17 protein-coding genes, 1 tRNA gene and 1 pseudogene are annotated in these 19,560 nt (G+C 39.0%); 4 read left to right on the forward strand and 15 right to left on the reverse strand.

The window, feature by feature from the left end:
- Positions 1-109 precede the first annotated feature (109 nt).
- From dnaK to pyrH, 10 genes are all read right to left on the reverse strand, one after another.
- Positions 110-1,963: a molecular chaperone DnaK gene (gene dnaK / locus BMX26_RS02905; RefSeq protein WP_075529957.1), complete on the reverse strand. Its 1,854-nt coding sequence runs from the start codon at positions 1,961-1,963 to the stop codon at positions 110-112.
- A 28-nt stretch (positions 1,964-1,991) separates the two neighbouring features.
- On the reverse strand, positions 1,992-2,558 hold the full coding sequence (gene grpE, locus BMX26_RS02910; protein ID WP_075529958.1) for a nucleotide exchange factor GrpE: 567 nt from the start codon (positions 2,556-2,558) through the stop codon (positions 1,992-1,994).
- Positions 2,559-2,596: 38 nt separating this feature from the next.
- Entirely contained in the window at positions 2,597-3,628 is a 1,032-nt protein-coding gene (gene hrcA, locus BMX26_RS02915; protein ID WP_075529959.1) for a heat-inducible transcriptional repressor HrcA, read from the reverse strand.
- 306 nt (positions 3,629-3,934) lie between these two features.
- Positions 3,935-4,528 (reverse strand): GNAT family N-acetyltransferase, encoded by a 594-nt coding sequence (locus BMX26_RS02920; RefSeq protein ID WP_075529960.1) that lies wholly within the window; start codon positions 4,526-4,528, stop codon positions 3,935-3,937.
- Between the two features lie 54 nt (positions 4,529-4,582).
- Complete coding sequence (locus BMX26_RS02925; protein WP_075529961.1) at positions 4,583-6,301, reverse strand: proline--tRNA ligase; 1,719 nt, start codon at positions 6,299-6,301, stop codon at positions 4,583-4,585.
- 47 nt (positions 6,302-6,348) lie between these two features.
- Positions 6,349-7,620, reverse strand: a complete 1,272-nt coding sequence (rseP, locus tag BMX26_RS02930; protein ID WP_173647587.1) for an RIP metalloprotease RseP — start codon at positions 7,618-7,620, stop codon at positions 6,349-6,351.
- 21 nt (positions 7,621-7,641) lie between these two features.
- Entirely contained in the window at positions 7,642-8,433 is a 792-nt protein-coding gene (locus BMX26_RS02935; RefSeq protein ID WP_075529963.1) for a phosphatidate cytidylyltransferase, read from the reverse strand.
- Positions 8,433-9,218, reverse strand: coding sequence for an isoprenyl transferase (locus BMX26_RS02940; RefSeq protein ID WP_075529964.1), 786 nt, complete (start codon positions 9,216-9,218; stop codon positions 8,433-8,435). Before BMX26_RS02940 ends, BMX26_RS02935 begins: the two co-directional genes overlap by 1 nt.
- A 73-nt stretch (positions 9,219-9,291) precedes the next feature.
- Positions 9,292-9,852 carry a ribosome recycling factor gene (frr, locus tag BMX26_RS02945; RefSeq protein ID WP_075529965.1) on the reverse strand — a complete coding sequence of 187 codons (561 nt, stop codon included), beginning with the start codon at positions 9,850-9,852 and terminating at the stop codon, positions 9,292-9,294.
- Between the two features lie 158 nt (positions 9,853-10,010).
- Entirely contained in the window at positions 10,011-10,730 is a 720-nt protein-coding gene (gene pyrH, locus BMX26_RS02950) for a UMP kinase (protein WP_075529966.1), read from the reverse strand.
- Positions 10,731-11,040: 310 nt separating this feature from the next.
- On the opposite strand from pyrH, the gene BMX26_RS02955 reads away from it, so the two are divergent.
- Both BMX26_RS02955 and BMX26_RS02960 read left to right on the forward strand, forming a co-directional pair.
- Complete coding sequence (locus BMX26_RS02955; protein WP_075530002.1) at positions 11,041-11,850, forward strand: N-acetylmuramoyl-L-alanine amidase; 810 nt, start codon at positions 11,041-11,043, stop codon at positions 11,848-11,850.
- Positions 11,851-11,921: 71 nt separating this feature from the next.
- Entirely contained in the window at positions 11,922-12,659 is a 738-nt protein-coding gene (locus BMX26_RS02960) for a creatininase family protein (RefSeq protein WP_412771395.1), read from the forward strand.
- Positions 12,660-12,685: 26 nt separating this feature from the next.
- On the opposite strand, the gene aspS is transcribed toward BMX26_RS02960, so the two are convergent.
- The 3 genes from aspS to BMX26_RS02975 form a co-directional block, all read right to left on the reverse strand.
- On the reverse strand, positions 12,686-14,455 hold the full coding sequence (aspS, locus tag BMX26_RS02965; RefSeq protein WP_075529968.1) for an aspartate--tRNA ligase: 1,770 nt from the start codon (positions 14,453-14,455) through the stop codon (positions 12,686-12,688).
- A 17-nt stretch (positions 14,456-14,472) separates the two neighbouring features.
- Positions 14,473-15,750 carry a histidine--tRNA ligase gene (gene hisS / locus BMX26_RS02970; RefSeq protein WP_075529969.1) on the reverse strand — a complete coding sequence of 426 codons (1,278 nt, stop codon included), beginning with the start codon at positions 15,748-15,750 and terminating at the stop codon, positions 14,473-14,475.
- 291 nt (positions 15,751-16,041) lie between these two features.
- Complete coding sequence (locus BMX26_RS02975) at positions 16,042-16,869, reverse strand: exodeoxyribonuclease III (protein WP_075529970.1); 828 nt, start codon at positions 16,867-16,869, stop codon at positions 16,042-16,044.
- A 100-nt stretch (positions 16,870-16,969) separates the two neighbouring features.
- Between BMX26_RS02975 and BMX26_RS02980 the strand changes: the two genes are divergently transcribed.
- Positions 16,970-17,056, forward strand: a tRNA-Ser gene (locus BMX26_RS02980).
- 52 nt (positions 17,057-17,108) lie between these two features.
- Here the strand turns inward: BMX26_RS02980 and BMX26_RS02985 are convergent.
- Positions 17,109-17,741, reverse strand: a pseudogene (locus BMX26_RS02985) (HAD hydrolase family protein).
- Between the two features lie 155 nt (positions 17,742-17,896).
- On the opposite strand from BMX26_RS02985, the gene BMX26_RS02990 reads away from it, so the two are divergent.
- On the forward strand, positions 17,897-18,751 hold the full coding sequence (locus tag BMX26_RS02990) for an SPFH domain-containing protein (RefSeq protein ID WP_075529971.1): 855 nt from the start codon (positions 17,897-17,899) through the stop codon (positions 18,749-18,751).
- 36 nt (positions 18,752-18,787) lie between these two features.
- On the opposite strand, the gene efp is transcribed toward BMX26_RS02990, so the two are convergent.
- Positions 18,788-19,345 carry an elongation factor P gene (gene efp, locus BMX26_RS02995; protein ID WP_075529972.1) on the reverse strand — a complete coding sequence of 186 codons (558 nt, stop codon included), beginning with the start codon at positions 19,343-19,345 and terminating at the stop codon, positions 18,788-18,790.
- Between the last annotated feature and the right edge of the window lie 215 nt (positions 19,346-19,560).

The following is a 19,560-nucleotide window of genomic DNA, read 5'->3' on the forward strand; positions in this document are numbered from 1 at the left end:
ATCTTATGTCTTTAACTAGCGTAACACAAGTTATTTTAAATAAAAAGGGGGCTTTGGAATTTTTTCCAAGCCCCCCCTTTTTTGCTTAACCTAGTTAAACTGACAGGTCTTATTTCTTGTCATCTGGGTCGACTTCTTTAAAATCACCATCAACAGTGTTGCTGTCGTTATTTGATGAATTATTAGCTGAAGCGTTGCCAGCTTGAGCACCATTAGCACCTTGTGCTTGTTGTGCTTGTTGATATAATTTGACGGACACATCTTGAATAGCCTTAGTCAAATCATCTTTCTTAGTCTTCATTTCTTCAAGATTGTTTTGTTCTTGAGCCTTCTTCAAAGCATCACGAGCATCTTCAATCTTCTTAACTTCATCAGCTGACACCTTGTCCTTGACTTCTTCTAAAGTCTTATCTGTTTGGAAGAGTAATTGGTCAACTTCATTGCGCAAGTCAACTTCTTCTTTACGCTTCTTGTCAGCAGCTTCGTTTTCCTTAGCTTCCTTAACCATGCGTTCGATTTCTTCGTCAGACAAACCGGACGAAGACTTGATGGTAATTTTTTGTTCCTTGTTAGTGCCAAGATCCTTAGCTGAAACATTAACAATACCGTTTTTATCGATATCGAAAGTAACTTGAATTTGTGGAACCCCACGTGGAGCAGCTGGGATATCTGTCAGTTGGAAGCGACCCAAAGTCTTGTTATCAGCAGCCATTGGACGTTCACCTTGCAAAACGTGAATATCAACAGCTGGTTGGTTATCAGCAGCCGTTGAGAAAACTTGTGACTTAGAAGTTGGGATGGTTGTGTTGCGATCAATTAACTTCGTAAAGACACCGCCCATGGTTTCAATACCCAAGGAAAGTGGTGTAACATCAAGCAAGACAACATCTTTAACATCACCAGTGATAACCCCACCTTGAATAGCAGCACCCAAAGCAACAGCTTCATCAGGGTTAACTGATTCATTTGGCACGTGACCTGTTTCAGCCTTAACAGCTTCCTTAACTGCAGGAATACGAGTTGAACCACCAACCAAGATAACTTCATCAATATCAGCGTTGGTCAAACCGGCATCACTTAAAGCATTGCGCACTGGAATCTTAGTACGTTCAACCAAGTCTTGCGTCAATTCATTAAACTTAGCCCGTGTCAAAGTGGTTTCAAGGTGCAAAGGCCCTTCTTGACCGGCTGTGATAAATGGTAAGGAGATTTGAGCTGAAGTTACACCGGACAAATCTTTCTTAGCCTTTTCAGCAGCATCCTTCAAGCGTTGCATAGCCATCTTGTCAGCTGACAAATCAATACCGTGTTCTTGCTTGAAGCCGGCTACCAACCAGTCAATAATCTTGTTATCAAAGTCATCCCCACCAAGATGAGTATCACCATTAGTTGAAAGCACTTGGAAGACACCATCGCCTAATTCAAGGATGGAAACATCAAAAGTACCACCACCAAGGTCAAAGACGAGAACTTTTTCATCTTTGTCTTGCTTATCAAGGCCATAAGCTAAAGCGGCAGCAGTTGGTTCGTTAACAATACGTTCAACAGTCAAACCAGCAATCTTACCAGCATCCTTAGTTGCTTGACGTTGTGAGTCATTGAAGTAAGCAGGAACTGTGATAACAGCTTGGGTTACCTTTTCACCCAAATAGCTTTCAGCATATTCCTTGATGTATTGTAAAATCATAGCTGAAATTTCTTGTGGTGTATAAGCTTTGCCTTCAACATCAACTTTATAATCAGCTTCACCCATATGACGTTTGATTGAAGAAATAGTGTTAGGGTTTGTAATTGCTTGACGCTTAGCGACTTCACCAACTTGTGTTTCGCCGTTCTTAAATGAAACAACTGAAGGAGTTGTTCGATTCCCTTCAGGGTTTGTAATAATCTTTGCTTCTTTGCCTTCAAGGACAGCTACTGCAGAGTTTGTTGTCCCAAGATCAATACCAATGATTTTTGCCATTAGTTTTTCATCCTCTTCCTTAAAAATTTTACTGTGCTACAACGACCATGGCTGGACGTAAAACACGATCTTTTAACATATAACCATCTTGATAGACTTCCACGACGGTATCAGCTTTTTGATCTGCGGTTGCAGGCACGGATTTAACCGCTTGGTGCAAGGTTGGATCAAATGTTTGGCCTAAAGCTTCAATCTTAGTAACATGGTTATCAGTCAAAGCTTTTTGCATATCACGCGAAATCATTTCAATACCTTTAAGCAATTGATCAGAACCTTTTTCGCTCACATCAATTGTTAAAGCCCGGTTCAAGTTATCGACAACCGGCAAAATACCTTTAATCAAATCTTGACCTTCATATTTCAAAAGTTGTTGTTGCTCTTTTTTGAACCGCTTAGTCATATTTTGCATTTCAGCTTCAGCACGCAAATATTTATCTTCTAGTTCATCATATTTTTTTTGCAATTCAGCTAATGCATCAGCTGGAGCTTCTTTTTGATTTTCTTTGGTGTCTTGAGCTTCTGAGACTTTTTCGTTAGCTTCCTTTACTTGAGAAGTTTCGGTTTCAGTTGCCCTAGCTTTTGCTTGATCAGCCACATGAACACCCCTTTTCTATTTAATTCTTTACTCAATATTTAATGCAAGTGACGATAGTAATCAAAAATCCGTTTAGTCATTTCATCACGGAAAACATCAATCAAGCCAATCATTTTAGAATATGGCATGTTGTTCGGACCTAAAATCGCAATAATCCCTTGACCATTGTTACCATCATCATATGCCGCTGAAACCAAACTATAATGTGAAAGCAAGCGATCAGGCAACTCAGAGCCCATTTTGATGGAAATGCCCTTAGAACCCGCATCAAGCAAACTATTCAAATTATTTGATTGGTCAATCAGTGTATACAAAGCTTTAATCTGCTCAGGGCTAGCCCAAGGTGTAAAGCTTAATAAGTTTGTCTTTCCGCTCACATATACCTGACGCTCAACGGCTTTATTGACAATTTGTCCAAAAGCATCCATAAAGCCATCTGCCTGGTGCAGATATCTTAAAATTAACGGTAGACTTTCATGCAGCTTAGCGATTACCTGATTCAGTGACAAGCCGACGACCTTATCATTAATTACCCGCGTAACAGCCTCTAATTCTTCACCTCTGATACCACTCGGAATGGCATACATTTGGCTTTCAACCCTGCCGTCGCTAGTAACCAAAATAACCATGATTTGCTGGTCGCCTAAAGGTACCATCCGAAAACCTTCCAACCTGATATCAGTAGCTTCAGGTTTTAAAGAAATAGCTGTATACTGCGTCAAGTCCGATAAAATTTGTGCTGAAGTAGCTACAATCTCATCAACTTTTTGAAATTCACTGTTAAATGACTGCCTAATATTTTGGACCGCTGTTAAATCAAGCTTGCTAGGCTTCATAATATGATCAACATAATAGCGGTAGCCACGCTCGGTTGGAATTCTCCCTGAACTGGAGTGTTCCTTAGCAATTAAACCTTGCTTTTCTAGGTAAGCCATCTCGTTTCTAATCGTTGCTGAACTTGCATGAATAGGTAATTGCTGTTCTAAACGTTTCGAGCCAATTGGTTGGCCATCTTCCGTATAGGATCTGATAATAGCCTCTAAGATAAAAAGCTGTCTTTCAGTTAACATTCAATCACCTTCTTTTTTAGCACTTAGCACACATGAGTGCTAAGACAATTATTAATATACACAAGTTATGCCCACTTGTCAAGGTATTAAATGCCGCCATCACGGGGATTTAATCCTTTTTTTAGCACTCAAACCCTTAGAGTGCTAGGTTTTAGCAAGCTTTTTTAAACTTCTCTAAAAATATCTTTTTTGCTTAAACCTACATAAATGCCTTTAAATTAGTGTCAGCTTGCCTTTAAAATAGCAAATAACGGCCAAAATAAAAGAGCGTCTCAAATTGACACTCTTTTATGTTATTAAAATTTTTTAATCTGAGTATTTGGCTAAAATCGGTTTTGCCATAGTTAAAATAGTTCCAATCGGTTTAAACGCTGGCTGTATTTTTTGATGTACTTGTATGAATTTTTCCATCCAAATCATATCATACCACCGGTTGAATTTATAGCCGCACTGGCTAAATTTACCGACAAGGTGAAAACCTCTTTTTTCGTGAAATTTAACACTAGCTAATGTAACATATTCATCTTCTGGATTACAATAGGTAATGCAGGCATTGACATTTGTTATTTCCTGCAATTTCAAAATTTCTTCCAAAGCTTGATACATCCGTGTTCCTAAACCCTTTTGACGCTGGGTTTGATCGAGATAAATGGAGGTTTCAACCGCCCAATCATAGGCCTTACGCTCTTTAAAAGCACTCACATAAGCATAGCCAATAATTTTGCCGTCTTCAACCGCGACCAAATAAGGATAGCGCTGACTAATAGTCGTAATGCGTTGTTTAAATTCAGCTAGACTTGGTACTTCATATTCAAATGTAATGGCTGTTTTTTCAACATATGGCGCATAAATCTTTAATAATGCTTCAGCATCAGCTGACGTTGCAAATCGTAATTCCATCTTTACCCCCAAATATACACAAAAAAGGTTGTTAAAAAACAACCTTCAATTCAATTAAGCATTTAAACTTTCTTCTTTAAGTAAGATAGCAAGTGAATTCAAAATTTCTTCTAATTTCACTTCAAGTGTTTCACCGGTACGACGCAATTTAATTTCAACAATGCCTTCACTGGCTTTTTTACCAACTGTGATACGGGCTGGAATACCAATTAAATCGGCATCAGCAAATTTAACCCCTGCACGTTCCTTGCGATCATCAAGCAAGACCTTGTAGCCCGCTTCTTCTAAAATCGCATTAACCTTGTCTGCCATCTTAGCTTGAGCATCATTCTTCACGTTGACTGGAATGACATGCACATCAAAAGGCGCAATGCTGCGTGGCCAAACAATACCATTTTCATCGCTATGCTGTTCAACGATTGCTGACAAAAGACGTGATACACCAATACCATAGCATCCCATAATCATTGGCACTTGCCGGCCGTTTTCATCTAAGACAACAGCATTTAAATCTTTAGAATAACGTGTACCCAATTTAAAAATATGGCCAATTTCAATCCCACGGGTAAATTTCAACTTACCTTGACCATCAGGTGATAATTCGCCTTCCTTAACGGTCCGTAAATCGACAAAATGATCAACCTTAAAGTCACGATCCAAATTAGCGTTGACATAATGATAATCATCTTCATTAGCACCAACACTGGCATTAGCCATCATTTCAACATCAAGGTCAGCTAAAATTTCGATATCTTCAGCAATCCCAACTGGACCTAAAGAACCAAAATTAGCGCCCAAGTATTTGACAGCTTCAGCCTCTTCAGCTGGACGCAAAAAATCAGCTTTCAAATAATTCTTAAGTTTAACTTCATTAACTTCATCATTACCGCGCATTAAAACAACCACTGGTTTGTCATCGGCAATAAAGAGCAAAGTCTTAATTTCTCTTTCAGGAGCAGAATCCAAGAAAGCAGCTACTTCATCAATTGTCTTTGCACCTGGTGTATGAACCTTGGTTAATTCGCCCAAAGTTTCATGTGATTTGGGCAAAATCCGCTTGTTTTGCGCCATCTCAAGGTTAGCAGCGTAGTCACTTTCGTCAGAATAAACAACCGTATCTTCCCCGATAGGAGCAATAGCCATAAATTCCTTAGAGTTATTTCCACCCATAGCACCGGCATCACCGATAATAGAACGGAAGTTAAGACCTACGCGTTTAAAGATGTTAGAATAAGCAACATCCATATCACGAAAAGTTTGGTCCAAACTGCCTTCTTCAGCATGGAAGGAGTAAGCATCTTGCATCACAAATTCGCGGCCTCTAAGCAAACCATAGCGGGGACGGTTTTCATCACGAAACTTAGTTTGAATTTGGTACAATGTGATTGGCAATTTCTTATAAGACTTGATGGCATCACGTACAATAGTTGTAAATGTTTCTTCGTGGGTTGGTCCCAAAATGAAGTCGCGTTCATGCCGATCTTTTAACTTAAATAAATTGGCACCATAGGTTTCATAACGGCCCGTTTGTTGCCATAATTCAGCTGGCAAAACAGCTGGTACCAGCATTTCAGCTGCACCAATTTTTTCCATTTCATCACGCACAATATCTTCAACATTGCGTAAAACACGGTATGCCAAAGGCAAATAAGCATACATGCCTGCTGTGATTTGTTTGATATATCCCCCGCGCAGCATCAATTGATGACTGACTGCTTCAGCATCGCTTGGTACTTCTTTTAAAGTAGGGATTAGCAACTTAGATTGTTTCATAAAAAATAAAAGCCCCTCTCAAAATTATACTCATTTATTATACAACATTAACGGAAGAAATAACGCTGAATATCATTCCAGGTCACTAAAACCATTAAAATCATCAAAAAGGCAAAACCAATCAGCGTCAAAAGCATTTCCTTTTCAGGATCAATTGGTTTGCGCCGAATAGCCTCGATAAAGTTAAGCAGTAATTTGCCGCCATCCAAAGCCGGAATCGGCAATAAGTTAACAATGCCCAAGTTAATGGACAAAAAGGCCAATAGCGTAATAACACTCACAGGGCCGTACTTAGCAGCCTGTGAAGTAAAGGAATACATGGCCACTGGACCACCTAAGTCATTGAGACTAAAGCCGCTAAACATATTGCGCAAAACTTGGAAGATTTGAACCATCACACTCCACGTTTCTTTAAAACCATAGCCTAAAATAGCTCCCAGTGAATGATCAATTTTTTGTTTGGCAACAATACCGACTTGTCCAGCCGCTTTTCCATTTGAAATCACTTTTTTAGGTGTGACCGTGATTGTCTTAAGCGTATTGTGCCGCTTAACCGTAAATTTCAGCTGTTTATTGGGATTAGCAGTAATCTTACTGCTCAATTCTGTAAAAGTAGCAACTTTTGTTTGGTTAACTTTAACCACTTGGTCGCCTACTTTAAGACCTGCTTTAGCCGCAGGTGAATTTGCTTGAATTTGGCCAATCGTCGTCGTGCTGGAAACCACCCCACCTTGCAGCAAGGCAACCACAAAAAAAGCGACAATTGCTAATAAGAAATTATTCATTGCTCCAGCAAAATTAGTTATCATCCGGTTAAGCAAACTGGCCGATTGAAATTGTACATCAAGCGGTGCAATTTGCACCTCAGTACCATCTTTTTCAACAATTAGCGCATCATGGTCAACTTGATAAGTTACTTCCTCGCTTTCATCACCATTTTCATATCCTTTGATGAATAAAGCCTGATCAAAATCCCAATCAGAAACTTCAACCGGAATTGCATTTAACAAACTAATTTTATCGGATAAATTAATTTTTTCTACGATACCCTGCTCATTGACAACCAATCCTACCGGCATGCCTTTAGCTAAAGTATCACCATCATCTTCCAACCCTGCCATACGGACATATCCGCCTAGAGGCAAAATTCGCAAAGTATAAGTAGTCCCATTTTTGTGGTAGGCATAAATTTTAGGCCCCATTCCGATTGAAAATTCTCGCACTAAAATACCTGACCGTTTAGCAAAAAAGTAGTGGCCAAATTCATGCACAAAAACTAAAATGCCAAAAACAATGATAAAAGTAACAATTGTTGTAATCAAAGGCACAAGTCCTTTCTTTTAGAATAAACCTACTAAATGCATCAAAGGCAAAACAAAGAGTAATGAATCAAAGCGGTCTAAGATGCCGCCGTGACCAGGTAAAATTTTTCCCGAATCTTTAACACCGTAGTAACGCTTGAAAGCAGACTCAATCAAATCTCCGAATTGGCCGCCAATCGAAAATACTAAGGTCAACCCTAACATTATCGGCAGCGAATAAGCCAATTTAATTGGTGCTACAACTAGGTAAATGCCAACAATGATAACAGCTGCCACCATTCCGCCAATAGAGCCTTCCCATGTCTTGTTAGGACTGATATGAGGAGCAAGTTTATTTTTGCCGATTTTGCGTCCAATTAAATAAGCGCCTGAATCGGTTAACCATACGATTAGCAAAGCATATAAAATCATCCATAAACTTGTTGCCCGAGCCTGCATCATTAAATGAAATCCCATGCCGGCATAAATAGCACCTAAAACAGAAACAGCCGCATCATCAAATGAAAATTTATTTTTGGATACAACCGTCAAAACCAGCATTGCTAACGCAATGATATAAAAAACATCTAAAACACTGATTGATGCCGGTATAAATTTTTGCACTTGTCCAGGAGCAAGTAAAACAGCCACTGCAAGGCAGCTTAATAAAGCTTCCATTGAGACCAGCAATTCTTTTTTCATAATTAAAAATTCTGCCATGCCCACAATTCCCATCGCAAAAACTAACAGATTAAAAGGCACCCCGCCAATAATTAACAGCGGGATAAAAACGGTCAAAGCAACAATTGCCGTAATAACACGTGTTTTCATTATTTTTCTTCCTCCTTATTTAAGCCACCAAAGCGCCGATTCCGCTTTTGAAATTGGTAGATATCTTCAGCCAAGTTAGCTGGTGCATAGTCAGGCCATAAAACATCCGTAAAAACCAGCTCACTATAAGCAATCTGCCATAATAAGAAATTCGAAATTCTTTCTTCACCACTTGTTCTAATCAACAATTCAGGATTGGCATAAGGTGCCAAGGTATTAGTCATTAAATGCTGGCTGATTGTTTGTTCATCGATATCTTCTGGCTGCAAGGCTCCTGCTTTGACTTTTTCAGCGATAGCTTGCATGGCAGAAACAATTTCAGCTTGACCGCCATAATTAAGTGCAAAATTCAAAATCATGCCATCACATTCTTTAGTGTCTTCAATGGCATCAAAAACGGCTTGTCTTGTTTTAGGCGGCAATTGGTCAACGTACCCCATAACATTTACTTTGACATTATTTTCAACTAATTCCGGCACAAAAGTATCAAAAAATTTTGAGGGCAAATCCATTAAAAAATTAACCTCCGCAGCTGGTCTTTTCCAATTCTCTGTGGAAAAAGCATACAGCGTCAAAACTTTAACACCTAATTTACTGGCAGCTTTGGTAATTTCTTTGACAGTTTCCATACCCTGCTTATGACCAGCTACCCGTGGCAAATGCCTTTTTTGCGCCCAACGCCCATTTCCATCCATAATGATTGCAATATGGGTGGGAATTTTATTTTCGTCTAAATCAACTTCTTCTTGTTGATTAGCATTTGTTTTAAAGAATTTTTCGAACATTCATTTCACCTCAATGGAGCCAATAACAAATAACGGGCAAAGAACAAAATGTTCTTCAGCCCGCCTCAAGGCTTTATTCAGCTAAGATTTCCTTTTCCTTAGCAGCTGTCAATGCATCAATATTCTTAATGGATGCATCGGTCAGTTTTTGTGCTTCATCTTCTAAAGCATGTAACTCATCTTCACTTAATTCACCACTCTTTTGAGCTTTTTTAAGTGAATCCATCATTTCACGTCGAACATTGCGTACTGCAACTTTGCCCTTTTCAGAAACGGAACGAACCTGCTTGGCTAATTCTTTACGTCTTTCTTCTGTCAATTGTGGAATAACTAACCGAATAGCACTGCCGTCGTTCATTGGGGTCAAGCCAAGGTCTGAAGCCAACAAAGCATGTTCAATATCTTTTAAAGAGCTCTTATCATAAGGTGTCACCATCAAAACACGTGCTTCAGGCACATTGATTTGGGCGATTTGGTTTAAAGGTGTGGGAACCCCATAATATTCAACATTGACGCGGTTAAGCAGGCTGGCGTTGGCTACCCCAGCGCGAATGCCCCCAAATTCATGTTGTAAAGCTTCTTCAGCTTTAGTCATTTTTTCTTGATACTTAACTAATCGTGGATTTACACTCATATCTTTCTTCCTTCCTGTCCTTATTTAAAGGATAATTCGCATTATTCACCAATTACTATGTTATCTAACAATAGGCTTTTTGTCAAAGTAAAGCGGGCTATTTAACGGGAATTTTAATAAAAAAAATAGGCAGATAAACTGCCCATCTTTGATGCTGTTTATTTAGTAACGGTTGTCCCGATATTTTCGCCTAAAACAACTTTTTTAATATTGCCTCTTTGGTTCATATTAAAGACAACCAAAGGAATATCGTTATCCATGGAAAGTGATGATGCCGTAGTATCCATGACATTCAAACCTTTATTGATGATATCCAAATGAGTTAATTTTTCATACTTAACAGCACTATCATCTTTGCGCGGATCAGCTGAATAAATACCGTCAACACCGTTTTTAGCCATCAAGATAACATTGGCATTAATTTCAGAAGCACGCAAGGCAGCCGTTGTATCAGTTGAGAAGTATGGAGAACCTGTGCCAGCAGCAAAAATAACGATGCGTCCTTTTTCCAAATGGCGCATAGCTTTTCTTCTGATGTATGGTTCAGCTACTTGACGCATTTCAATCGCTGTTTGAACCCGTGTAGGAACTCCCACTGATTCAAGATTATCTTGCAAAGCTAAGGCATTCATTACTGTACCAAGCATGCCAATATAATCAGCTTGAGCACGTTCCATACCCATTTGAGCACCAGCTTCACCACGCCACATATTGCCGCCACCGACAACAATCGCGATTTGGACGCCCAAATCATGCACTTCTTTGATTTCTTCAGCTACTTTACGAATTTCAGGCGGGTTAATTCCATGACCTGCTTCTCCTGCTAAAGCTTCACCACTTAATTTCAAGACAACGCGCTTATATTTAACATCAGACATTAAATATTCCTCCTGCATTTTGGTTTCAAAACCATTTGAATAAATGATAACATAAAACTAACTATTTTGACACTTTAAATTCATAAAATCTTGCGAGTTAGCGCTACTTTTCAAATATTTCATTCAAATTTAACGAATCTTAAAAAAATACGATTGTTTTATTGCTATAATAACAACTGGATTGTTTATAGAGAGGATTTTGCCAATGCAACGACCTGTTAATCATAAAAATACGCGTCCTATTAACCAAAATAAAAAAAGGCGCAAATCTCCGCCAAAAAATCGTAAACCCTACGATAAACTGGTTTTAATGGCTCTAATCTTAGGCTTATTACTGATTCTTTACCGTCGGACCTATGCTTATTTAAACCAAGTAACCATTCAAACTAACGAGGCTGTCTTAAGAAAAGAACCTGATCAAGATGGCCCAGCGTTAAAAAGTCTCGCTTATGGTCAAAGAATCACCATTTTAGCCACTGAATACCACTGGATAAAAGTTGAAACGGATACGGGCTTACGCGGTTGGATTGGTGATTGGACTTTAAAAAATAACTACAGCAATAAAATAACTAATTTGGATCAGGCAACGATTGTCGTCGATGCCGGTCACGGCGGTTCTGATTCAGGTGCCTTGTCTATTTCAGGCAAACAGGAAAAAAAATACACCCTAAAATATGCCAAAACACTGGCTCAAGCGTTGCGTAAACAAGGTGCTAAAGTCTACTTGACACGATCAAACGATACTTTTGTAGGACTCTCTGCCCGCCCTACCTTAGCTGAGCAGGTGCATGCGGACGCTTTTGTCAGCATTCACTTTGATTCAAATGAAATTGCCAATTCAGCTTCAGGCTTTACAACTTATTATTACCATAAAGAAAAATCACTGGCTTTAGCTAAAAGCGTTAATCAAAGCTTTGGCGCTGTTGGCTTGGAAAACCGTGGGGTAGCTTTTGGCGACTTTTTAGTTATTCGTGATACCACCGTTCCTTCTATTTTGCTAGAAATGGGTTACATCAATACTAGAAATGATTTTGAACATATTAGTTCATCTCAATACCGAATCGATACCATGAATGATGTGGTTTCAGGCTTGAAAAAATACTTTAAACAACAAAAATAAGCGCATCACAAGCGATGCGCTTATTTTTTAAAAGGTCGTTTTTGTCTTAAAATATTTATCAAAAAGAAACCATTATCATGCTTCCCTTGGGTTCCCTTGAACAACATGGTCCGCAAGCTCCTTTAGGAACCGATTTTATGGTGGGCAATACCCTGCCACAGTATCTTAAACGTGAAATGGATAAAATAGATCCTGATTTTCCTATGCTGGTCATGCCGACTTTGCCGCTAGAACTGAGCATGGAGCACTTAGATTTTGCCGGTTCGCTATCGTTACAACCTGAAACTTACTATCACGTTTTAAAAGATACTATCACCAGCTTAAATCGGTACGGCTTCAAAAAATTTGCGCTGTTAATCTGTCATGGAGGCAACCGGCCAGCAGTAGACATTTTAGCCCGTCAATTACGCTATGAATTAGGCGTTTTAATCTTTGCTTTAAATTCATGCGCCTTTTTAGATCCTAAAGTTCAAGCCACAATTTCACCTAACAATACTTGGTATTTTCATGGTGGTGAAATGGAAACATCGATGGTTTTAGCTATTAAACCCGAAACCGTCCACTTAAAAGAAGCACAAACCGGCTATAAAAAGGGCGGCTACCGCCAAAACGGGCATATCAATTTTTCCAATGAAACAGCCCTGAATTGGATGGGAAAAGACCTGCAAACAAAAGACCACCAACCGCTTGGTATTGGAGGCAATCCCCAAGGGGCTACCGCTAAAAAAGGTGAAATTATTTTGACGCAATCAGCTAAAGCTTTAATACCCGCCCTCTTAGAAATCAAAAATTGGCCCCTTGAGGTCTAAAAAAAAGGCTGCTAAGCAGCCTTTTTTTAATCTTCTTTTGGCATTTCAGTCTTCAAATACAGCTCATCCAATTGTTTTGGTGCAACTACACTTGGAGCATTAGTCAATGGTTCAGAAGCCTTGGAATTCTTAGGGAAGGCAATAACTTCACGAATATTGTCTTTCTTAGCTAAAAGCATGGCGAAGCGGTCTAAACCAAGTGCCAACCCGCCGTGTGGTGGGAAACCAAAATCTAAAGCTTCCATGAACCAGCCGAATTGTGACTCGGCACTTTCCTTAGTAAAGCCTAATGCCTTAAACATTTTCTCTTGAATTGAGCGTTTATGGATACGGATTGAACCACCGCCAAGTTCATAACCATTCAAGACAATGTCATAACTTTGTGCATGACACTTATGCGGATCTGAAGCCAATAAATCCAAATCTTCTTCATTTGGCATGGTAAATGGGTGGTGAGCTGCGATATAGCGTTCAAATTCTTCGCTATATTCAAAGAGTGGCCAATCAACAACCCAAACAAAGGCAAATTGTGATTCATCAATCATATCCATTTCTTTAGCAATTGATGTCCGCAAATAACCTAAAGATGCAGCCACAACATCAGCTTTATCAGCCACAAACAACAATAAGTCGCCCACATTTGCTTGAGCAGCTTGACAGATAGCTTCTTCTTTACCCTTAAAGAACTTGGCAATTGGACCAGCAAATCCTTCTTCGGTAACTTTCATCCAAGCTAAACCTTTAGCGCCAAAACGTTTAATGTAGTCTTGTTTTTCTTCGATTTTCTTACGTGAATACTTGTCAGCTCCGCCAGGAACAGCAATAGCCTTAACTTGGCCACCATTTTCAAGGGTGGAATCAAAGACTTTGAAACCGGCACCTTCAACGCTGTCAGCCATATTCTTAAGTTCCATTCCAAAACGAATATCAGGCTTGTCAGAACCAAAACGATCCATCGCTTCATTCCAAGTAATTTTTTGGATAGGTGTCTTCAGATCAATACCCAGGGTTTCTTTCATGACGGCCTTTAATAAACCTTCAGTCATTTCTTGAATTTCATCAGCTGTCATAAAGGACATTTCCATATCAATTTGGGTAAATTCAGGCTGACGGTCACCACGTAAATCTTCATCACGGAAGCAACGGGCGATTTGATAGTAACGATCAAAGCCGGCTCCCATCAAAAGTTGCTTAAATAATTGTGGTGATTGTGGCAAAGCATAGAAGTGACCTGGGTAAACGCGGGAAGGCACCAGATAATCCCGTGCCCCTTCTGGTGTTGACCGTGTCAAATATGGCGTTTCCACATTAATGAAGCTGTTTTCATCTAAATAACGGTGAACAGCTTGGGTAATCCGGTTTCTAATCATCAATGCTTGCTGCATTTCCGGACGGCGCAAATCAAGATAGCGGTAGCGAAGGCGCGTTTCATCGGACGCAGTAGTATTATCTTCAATGTTGAAAGGTGTTAACTTGGCTTCGTTTAAAACTGTTAATTGAGATACTTCAACTTCCACCTTACCAGTTTTCATGTTAGGGTTGATGGCATTCTCAGCCCGGCTGACAACTTTACCTTGAACCTCGATAACATATTCGCTTTTGATTTGTTCAGCCTGCTTAAAAGCTTCTTCGGAGATATCGTGGTTAAAAACTAATTGAACAATACCTTCACGATCACGTAAATCAACAAAAATCAAATTACCAAGGTCGCGGCGCTTTTGCACCCAACCTTTTAAAACAACATCTTGGTTAAGGTATTTTTCATCAACCAAGCCTGCATATGTGGTCCGTTTCATTATATTACCTCTTTTTCTTATTTAATCAATTGCTTAAAATCATGATAAATATCAGCTAAAGCTACACTGACTTCTTCACCTGTAGCCATATTCTTTAGGTTGGCCTTTTTATTTACCAATTCAGTTTCACCAATAGTTAAGGTATAAGCGGCATGTAACTTGCTGGCCTGCTTAAATTGTGACTTTGGCTTCTTGGACAAATAATCACGTTCGGCACTTAAGCCTTGTTGACGTAAAGACATCACTAATTTTAAGCTTTCTGTATTCGTAGCCTCGCCAATGCCAACAACATAAACATCTAAATCATTGTTTAATTTCCAAGCTTCTTTTTCAGCATCCAAAATTAAAAGCAGGCGTTCAACCCCTAAGCCAAAACCAATCCCTGGTGTTTCGGGACCGCCTAATTGTTCTACTAAGCCATTATAACGTCCACCGGCACAAACAGTGGTCCATTTGCCATTGAAAGCTTTAGAATCACTCATGATTTCAAAGATAGTGTGGTTATAATAATCAAGTCCCCGCACCATATTGCTATCAACGGTATATTCAATGCCTAAAGCATCCAACAATGACTTAACAGTGTCAAAGTGAACTTTGGCTTCATCAGTTAGGTAATCTAAAATAGAAGGCGCATTAGCCACAATCTTTTGGTCGCCTTCATCTTTAGAATCAAGCACGCGCAAAGGATTTTTGTGCAAACGTTCCTTAGAATCGTCAGATAATTCACCTTCAAATGGTTCCAAATAATCAACCAAAGCTTGCCGGTAAGCCGCTCTTGTTTCTTGATCGCCTAAAGTGTTCAACGCCAGTTTCAAACTATTTAAGCCAAAACCTTTGAGCAATTCAATTGCCATCGCGATAACTTCAACATCCAAGGTCGGGTTATCCACACCAAATGCTTCAACTCCGATTTGGTGAAATTCACGTAAACGTCCTGATTGGGGACGTTCATATCGAAACATCGGTCCAATATAGTAAGTCTTAAAAGGACGGGCAATCTCTGGTCCGTAGAGTTTGTTTTCAACATAACTTCGAACGACTCCAGCAGTTCCTTCTGGTCGCAAAGTAATATGCCGTTCCCCCTTATCAAAGAAATCATACATTTCTTTGGTAACAATATCGGATGTTTCACCCGAAGTACGCGAGAAGACTTCAAAATTTTCAAAAATAGGGGTTCTCATTTCTTGATAACGGAATTTTTTGAATAATTCACGTGCTTTTTGTTCAACAAATTGCCATTTTTCTGATTCACCCGGCAAAATGTCCGCTGTACCTTTGGGACGTTGGTATTTCATCAAAAATCCTCCTTTAATTTTCCGGCAAAGAAAAAGCCCTTGTCAACTGCAAGTCAACAAGGGCGCAAAGCACGGTACCACCTTAATTTATAACTTCGGGATAACGCGCCATTCGCGGTGCTGTTCGCACACCTCAAAAGTGTCTTCACAAATAAACTTTCATGGACTCGCAGCTACCGTCCACTCTCTGTAAAAATTTTACCTGCTACTCTTCTTTCTCACCGGTTCATATCAATGATTCTAGAATACAAAAACTAAGGCTGTAAGTCAAGTTAAACTTAGCTTTTTATCTCATAAATCAACCACTAATTCAATTGGCGTATGATCTTGTCTATCCCCTGTATCAAGCATACTGGACTCCTTGACTTGGGGAAGCAGGCGGTCGCTGGCCAGCCAATAATCAATCCGCCAGCCGGAATTATTGACTTTGCTGGTTTTAACTCGTTGAGCCCACCAAGTATAAACATTAGGCACTGAGCCGTTTAATTTCCTGAAGGTATCACTAAAACCAGCAGCCAATAAGTTAGTAAAACCTAAACGTTCTTCATCGGTAAAACCGGCTGAATGGTGGTTGGTCTTAGGATGAGCCAAATCAATTTCTTGATGAGCTACATTAAAATCACCACTAATTAAAACAGGTTTCTTTTGATCAAGTTCTTTTAAATACTGACAATATTTTTGATCCCAAATTTGTCTATCACCTAAACGTTTTAACTGGCTTCCTGAATTAGGGGTATAGACTTGGGTAACATAAAAATCATTAAATTCCAATGTTAAAATCCGGCCTTCAAAATCCATTGGTTCCGGCGCTCCAATGGTTGGATAAGAAACCTTAGGCTGCAAGCTTTTTTGATATAAAAACATCGTCCCTGCATAGCCTTTTTTAGCTGGTTCTTCTGATGACCTAAAAGCAAACTCATACTCAGGAAAATACTGTTCTAAAATCTGCGAGTGCTTTCTAGTTGGACCTTCTTGGCGCAATTTGGTTTCTTGTATAGCAAGAATATCAGGCTTTTTTTGGGCTATTTGCGCTAAAACAGCGCGACTCATTTCGGCCCGTGCTGAAGTTCCTGTTAAAGCTGCGTTGAGTGAATCAATATTCCATGAAATTAACCTCATTTTATCCCCGCCCTTCTGTAATAGCCTTATCTTATTATAACAAGTTTTTTTCCATAATGCTTGTCATTAATAATTAAAATTGATATAATGAAATTGTTGCGGAGAGTTGGCAGAGTGGTAATGCACCGGACTCGAAATCCGGCGAACCGATAGTATCGGCGCGCAGGTTCAAATCCTGTACTCTCCTTAAGAGATTAAGTCCTGTAAATAAATTTTACAGGACTTTTTTATATACTTTTTTAAATAACACCAATCATTTTAAAGCCATTCCATAAGCCATCGTCGTTAACATCAGTGGTCACCAAATCAGCAGCTGTTTTAGTTTCCTGTCCGGCGTTTTCCATTGCCACACTGGTAGCACAGTACTCAAACATAGGAATATCAATCTTAGCATCACCAAAAGCGACGGTTTGTTTTGGACTAGCTTTTAGATAACTTAGCAAAACGTCAATCGCATGGGCCTTAGAAACATCTTTAGTAGGATTCTTACCTTGAATATATTTTTTTAAAGCATCTTGTGCCTTATTTTCAAAGCCGGGACTGGCAAAAAGGCCCTCATTACTTTCTAAATAAAAAGGTAAATCATTATTTAACAACCACTCAGCAATCATGCGCTCAGCTTCTGGCGCTAAAGCTTGATGCAACAGGACTTCTGCTTCATTTTCAACATAATTGCCATTGCCCCCAATAATACCGTCAAAGTCAATCTCAAATAATTCATTTGGTAGCTCAGCCTTGCTACGTCACGAATTCAGATAGATTTTATGTCCTTTGCTACGTGCCAGCTGAATCGCTTTTTTAGCGCTAATCGGAATAAGATTGTCATAATCAACAATAGTCCCATCAATATCAAGAAAGATAATTTTTGCCATATCAAATCAAAATCCCTTTCAGTTAACCTTACTTTATCTAAGTATAAATGATTGGTATAAGTTAGTAAAACGATAACATGTCTTAAACTTTTAAAGATTGCTATTTATTACCGCTTTATATATAATTTAAATATCTTACATAGGGAGGAATTTTTATGCCATTATTATTTTTATTAATCTTACTCATCTTAGTTTGTGTCTTTGGGATTAAGATTGTACCACAAAATTACCAGGGATTAATTGAAACCTTGGGTAAATACAGCCGGACTGTTAACGCAGGCATTAATTTTGTAATTCCGGGTATCCAAAAAATAAGGGTAGTGTCTTTGGCTTTACAGCCTTTAGAAATTCAAAAATATTCTATTATCACCAAAGATAATGCGGAAATTTCAACTAGCTTAACTCTAAATTACCAAGTCACAAATAGCTATAATTTCTTTTATAATAACACTGATTCAGTTACTTCCATGATTCAACTGATTCGCGGACATTTAAGAGATATTATTGGGCGGATGGATTTAAACACAGCTTTAGGCTCTACCAGCGAAATAAATGCATCTTTATATAAAGCGATTGGCGACTTAACCGAAATTTATGGAGTGATGGTTGTCCGTGTTAATATCGATGAATTATTACCTAGTCCTGAAATTCAAAAAGCTATGGATAAACAATTGACCGCTGATCGTGAAAAAACCGCGACTATTGCCAAAGCCGAAGGTGAAGCCAAAAACATTGAGCTGACAACTAAAGCACAAAATGATGCCTTAATTGCCACAGCCAAGGCCAAGGCTGAAGCTATTAAGACCCAAGCGGACGCTGAAGCCTATAAAATTAATACTATCCAAGCTTCCTTAGCTAGCGTTAGCGAAAATTACTTCAAAGATGAAAGTTTAAAGACCTTTAGCACGCTCGCCCAAGGGCCTAATAACCTCATTGTAACCAGTCAAAAAGAGATGACTAATTTAGCTGAAATTCCGGCAATTAAAAAAGTTTGGGATGAAACTAAATAAAAAAAAGCGTAAGTCAAAATGACTTACGCTTTTTTATTAAGCTCTTGCTTTATAAGAGCCGTTATCCGTATTAATTACTAAAGTATCGCCGACGTTAATAAAATCTGGCACGGTTACGACCAAACCTGTTTCCATAGTAGCTGGTTTACCACCTGAAGCTGCAGTCGCACCTTTAATCGTTGGCTGTGTGTCAACAACTTTCATTGCTACTGTTCCGGGTAAATCAATACCAATTAATTCGTCATTGCAAAAATCAAGCTGCACTTCCATATTTGGCATGAGGAATTGTTCTTCTTCTTTTAATTGTTCTTGGCTCAGTTCATACTGTTCGTAAGTATCCATATCCATAAAGACCTTTGTTTGGCCTTCATCATATAGATATTGGGCACTTTTTTTATCGACAATGGCTAAATCAACTTTTTCCGTTGGACGCATTGTTGTTTGAATAATAGCACCTGAACGCACATCGTTTAACTTCATTTGCATTACAGTATTACCCTTGCCCGGCTTGTGGTGATTGGTTTCTAAAACCTTGATTAACTTGCCGTTTTGTTCAAAAATCATACCTTTTTTCAAATTAATTGCTTCTACCATTAGAATTCCTCTTTCCTTAGTGCAAAGCAACCTTAGCTGCCTTGCTTTTTTTAATTGTCACAAGACATATTTGTTGCACTAAAGTTTAGGAGGTGCCTGTGGTAGAGCGAATCCACTAAATATCATTTACATTCCTCCGCTCTATAACCATTCAATTATACATTTTTTTGGATCTTAAAAGCAAATTTAAAAAGCACTGCCGAATGGCAGTGCTT

The sequence above is a fragment of the Ligilactobacillus sp. WC1T17 genome, assembly GCA_900110005.1.
In the GTDB taxonomy this organism is placed as follows: Bacteria; Bacillota; Bacilli; order Lactobacillales; family Lactobacillaceae; genus Ligilactobacillus; species Ligilactobacillus ruminis_A.

What these genes read in the sequence shown, in the direction of transcription:
- hrcA (WP_075529959.1), bottom strand. Translation starts at nt 3,628, where the DNA reads ATGTTAACTGAAAGACAGCTTTTTATCTTAGAGGCTATTATCAGATCC.
- BMX26_RS02940 (WP_075529964.1), bottom strand. Translation starts at nt 9,218, where the DNA reads ATGTTCGAAAAATTCTTTAAAACAAATGCTAATCAACAAGAAGAAGTT.
- frr (WP_075529965.1), bottom strand. Translation starts at nt 9,852, where the DNA reads ATGAGTGTAAATCCACGATTAGTTAAGTATCAAGAAAAAATGACTAAA.
- aspS (WP_075529968.1), bottom strand. Translation starts at nt 14,455, where the DNA reads ATGAAACGGACCACATATGCAGGCTTGGTTGATGAAAAATACCTTAAC.
- BMX26_RS02935 (WP_075529963.1), bottom strand. Translation starts at nt 8,433, where the DNA reads ATGAAAACACGTGTTATTACGGCAATTGTTGCTTTGACCGTTTTTATC.
- BMX26_RS02955 (WP_075530002.1), top strand. Translation starts at nt 11,041, where the DNA reads ATGGCTCTAATCTTAGGCTTATTACTGATTCTTTACCGTCGGACCTAT.
- pyrH (WP_075529966.1), bottom strand. Translation starts at nt 10,730, where the DNA reads ATGTCTGATGTTAAATATAAGCGCGTTGTCTTGAAATTAAGTGGTGAA.
- BMX26_RS02925 (WP_075529961.1), bottom strand. Translation starts at nt 6,301, where the DNA reads ATGAAACAATCTAAGTTGCTAATCCCTACTTTAAAAGAAGTACCAAGC.
- dnaK (WP_075529957.1), bottom strand. Translation starts at nt 1,963, where the DNA reads ATGGCAAAAATCATTGGTATTGATCTTGGGACAACAAACTCTGCAGTA.
- efp (WP_075529972.1), bottom strand. Translation starts at nt 19,345, where the DNA reads ATGGTAGAAGCAATTAATTTGAAAAAAGGTATGATTTTTGAACAAAAC.
- BMX26_RS02920 (WP_075529960.1), bottom strand. Translation starts at nt 4,528, where the DNA reads ATGGAATTACGATTTGCAACGTCAGCTGATGCTGAAGCATTATTAAAG.
- BMX26_RS02975 (WP_075529970.1), bottom strand. Translation starts at nt 16,869, where the DNA reads ATGAGGTTAATTTCATGGAATATTGATTCACTCAACGCAGCTTTAACA.
- BMX26_RS02990 (WP_075529971.1), top strand. Translation starts at nt 17,897, where the DNA reads ATGCCATTATTATTTTTATTAATCTTACTCATCTTAGTTTGTGTCTTT.
- hisS (WP_075529969.1), bottom strand. Translation starts at nt 15,750, where the DNA reads ATGAAATACCAACGTCCCAAAGGTACAGCGGACATTTTGCCGGGTGAA.